The sequence below is a fragment of the Hyphomonas sp. genome (assembly GCF_013823385.1).
GTDB lineage: Bacteria > Pseudomonadota > Alphaproteobacteria > Caulobacterales > Hyphomonadaceae > Hyphomonas.
This window is the reverse complement of record NZ_PNMA01000093.1, coordinates 1-3,000: the sequence shown is the minus strand read 5'-3', so window position 1 is coordinate 3,000 and position 3,000 is coordinate 1. Positions and strand designations below refer to the sequence as shown.

Genomic DNA, 3,000 nt, shown 5'->3' with positions numbered 1-3,000 from the left:
CGGTGAAGCCCGCCCTCGGAACCTACGCCTTGCGGCGATGCTTAGGCAGAGCGACGTTTTTACGACGCTCGCGATTTTCTTCTTGAACGGCGGTAAATTCAGGTTCGAGTTCCTTTAAACGGGCCACTAGACCGCCAAGATCGTATTCGTTGCTGGTCTTTCCGCGACCTGGCCGAGTACGGCCAATCCGCGCGACCAAGCCTGCCGCCTCTAATTCAGCAATCTGGCGCTGTATCTGGCGCTCACTCATGCCGATACGATCCGAGAGCAGCTTTTTAGCCGGATATGGCTTGCGCTCCGGGTCCCACCAGAAATCAGCCAATTGCATGATGATATTGAACTGGACCGTGTTGATGCCAAGGCGCGCCTGCGCCCACATCAAAAGCGAGGGCACAATGCAAAAGCCTAGGTCCATCACCGGCTTGCCGTACTTCTTTTCCGACGCCTTGCGTGTGTCCACCTTCTTTGCAGTCGCCGCGAGCTGGACGATGGAGGCGCCAGGCATTGGCAGCAAGCTTGCCAAAGGCGGGGACGGCGGTGCAGGCGGTGGCGCAGCGTTCAGTGACGGCGAGGGGAGCGCAGCAGCCGAGGCCGGCGCAGGCGGCACGAGCTGGATAGGTGGCGGGGGCGGTATGTTCGGCGTGTCGGTCATGATGCGTTTCCTCTATGACCGGAATATGGCACCAAACTTTGGGATTTCAAAGCGCGCCGATAAGACACGGAAGTCCGATCGCGCCCGGACACTGGCGACCTATCGGGACCAGTCGCCAGTGGCCGATAAAGCAGCATGTATCCCAAGCTGCACATAGTCGTAATGCTCATACGAACGTAGCATGAAAGCGGAGCGGTCGCGGATGTCCGGTCGGTTTCGATGTTTCAGACTCAGAACGTCCAATCCTCATCCTCGATCAACGTTAGCAGATCGATATGGCGCACCCCCTCACGATCGCAGACGAACGGAATCCGGGGCTTGTCTGCCGTGCCGCCGGCTTCCTGTGTCACGACGACTAGGCGCGGGTTGCCGGCGAGGGCTTGGGCGATCACGAACGGATCGCCACCCGACTTCCCTTTACCGGTGTCAACCAGCTTCGGATAGGTTTGCATGATCCTGACGACTTCGCCTTGCACGTTGTCATCAATCTCGAGGAACATCGTTTCCTTGCGGTCCTTGGCCCACTCGAAAATCTCATCGTCCTTCTTTTTTAGCTCATGAAAGACTTCGATCGTCGCAACCAGGCGACCGTCACCGATGAGCTGATCGAAGGCGTTCCATAGACCACTGAAACGCTTCGGCGGATAAGCACGGCGCCATGCATGCACGAGCGAGCTAGTGTCGATGCAGTAGACCGGCTGCTCTGCAGCGACCATCAGCTATAGCCTAACTGTTGCTCAATGCCGGGAACGTGGCGAACCTTCACGCCAAGATATCCCGAGACATCGGAAAGGCTGATCCGATCGAGATGATAATTCTCGATCACGCGACGCACGAATGGCTTGCCGTAATTGGCGACCGTTTCGCGCGGCATGTTCCGCGGGATCGGCTTGCCTTCATTCTTCTCGCGATCACGTTCCCGCTGTTGCCGGTACTCGACCGCATATTGGGCGCGCTTGCGCCTGTAGAATGCTTCCGTGGTTCGGCCGAGCGTCAGTAGGCGACGCACGATCGCCTCACGCGAGACGCCATAGGTGAGTGAGAGCGAATGCACGCTGGCATCATCCCACTCGTGGCGTCCGTTGCCCTTCGCGGCGATCAACGCCTCTTTTAGAAACAGATCGCGGGGCATCAGGGCCGCGGCGGCGACCTGATTGCAGAATACTTCGATCTTTTCATCATCGGCAGCCCGGGGGCCTTCGATATCAAGATCGGAAACGCCGCTTTGCCGAAGCATTAAATGCGCCAGCTCATGGAACATAGAGAACGTGCGGCGCGCATAAGCATCCTTCCGGTTGATGACCATGAAGGGCAGCACGTCGGACCAGTAGGCAAAGCCCGAGGCCTCATCGCTACTTATACGCGAGGCCTGAAACACCAGTACACCCAACTCCTCGATCTTCCCACGCCAAGCCAGGAAGGCGATGCGGGGATCGCGCCAGTGCGATTGCAGATCGTAATCGACACCAAGCGCATCACGGAGCGCGGCCGCGGCCGTTTCCGGGTTGGTGGCGATCGTCGTCTGGACCTTGAAGGGGACGGGGATTTCGTCACCGTCCTCAAATAGCTCGAGGGCCAATTCGCGGCGTTGCTGTGCGAGACGGATTTCTAGCGTTAGCTCTGGCGAGAAGGTGCGCATCCCTAAATCAGGCAGGCGCCTGAAATCGTGCATCGCCTGGAACGAATTTATCGGTGGTTCCGGCAGATAGAGCACCGCGAGCGGCCGCTTATAGGTTTCGGCCAATTTGCGGAGTTGGGGAATAGACGGTTGATCGTCGCCCGCTTCCCAAACAGCGAGCTTTTCCTCATCTACATTAATTTTCGCGGCCGCGGCCGCGAGATCGAAGCCGGCCGTTTCTCGCGCCCAAGTCAGGACGGCGGGATTGATCATCGCCTTGATACGTTTGGTCATGCCGACGCACCATCAATGCGCAATACGCGATATCGCATCGATCGGCCAACGTTGGACGTGCGCGTCAGATCGGACACGGAGGTGCCTCTATCGATTATCATGCGGGCATATCCGATATTCACACCTGATTCTGACACAACCCTTTCGGGACGCGCAAGCATTTGTTCTCTGCTGGGCGTTTACGCACCGCCTGATACTCACCGAAAACATCTATGGCGCTCCCCAGATCCCGACATGGCAATTACAGAAAGCGCTCTCCTGCATGGTTCTCGAACAGCGCTGCGTCGCGGACATAGCCGAGCAGCACTTCGACCTTTTTTTGCCGTGATACCTCCTGCATCTTCGGCAATGAGGCCCCCGCCTTGGCTGCCTCGGTCAGGAACCCTGAGCGTAGCGAGTGGGCACCGAATGCGGCAGGATCGAGCCCAACCTTTTC

General features: G+C 58.2%; 3 protein-coding genes and 1 pseudogene. All 4 read right to left on the bottom strand.

Annotated elements, in window-relative coordinates:
* Positions 1-22: 22 nt before the first annotated feature.
* On the bottom strand, positions 23-652 hold the full coding sequence (locus C0456_RS19915; protein ID WP_291056247.1) for a helix-turn-helix domain-containing protein: 630 nt from the start codon (positions 650-652) through the stop codon (positions 23-25).
* Positions 653-882: 230 nt separating this feature from the next.
* Positions 883-1,368: a DUF4411 family protein gene (locus C0456_RS19910; RefSeq protein ID WP_291056245.1), complete on the bottom strand. Its 486-nt coding sequence runs from the start codon at positions 1,366-1,368 to the stop codon at positions 883-885.
* Positions 1,368-2,564, bottom strand: coding sequence for an ImmA/IrrE family metallo-endopeptidase (locus C0456_RS19905; RefSeq protein WP_063977056.1), 1,197 nt, complete (start codon positions 2,562-2,564; stop codon positions 1,368-1,370). Before C0456_RS19905 ends, C0456_RS19910 begins: the two co-directional genes overlap by 1 nt.
* A gap of 241 nt (positions 2,565-2,805) precedes the next feature.
* Positions 2,806-3,000: pseudogene (locus tag C0456_RS19900) on the bottom strand (integrase); the annotation flags it as partial.

What these genes read in the sequence shown, in the direction of transcription:
- C0456_RS19905 (WP_063977056.1), bottom strand. Translation starts at nt 2,564, where the DNA reads ATGACCAAACGTATCAAGGCGATGATCAATCCCGCCGTCCTGACTTGG.
- C0456_RS19910 (WP_291056245.1), bottom strand. Translation starts at nt 1,368, where the DNA reads ATGGTCGCTGCAGAGCAGCCGGTCTACTGCATCGACACTAGCTCGCTC.
- C0456_RS19915 (WP_291056247.1), bottom strand. Translation starts at nt 652, where the DNA reads ATGACCGACACGCCGAACATACCGCCCCCGCCACCTATCCAGCTCGTG.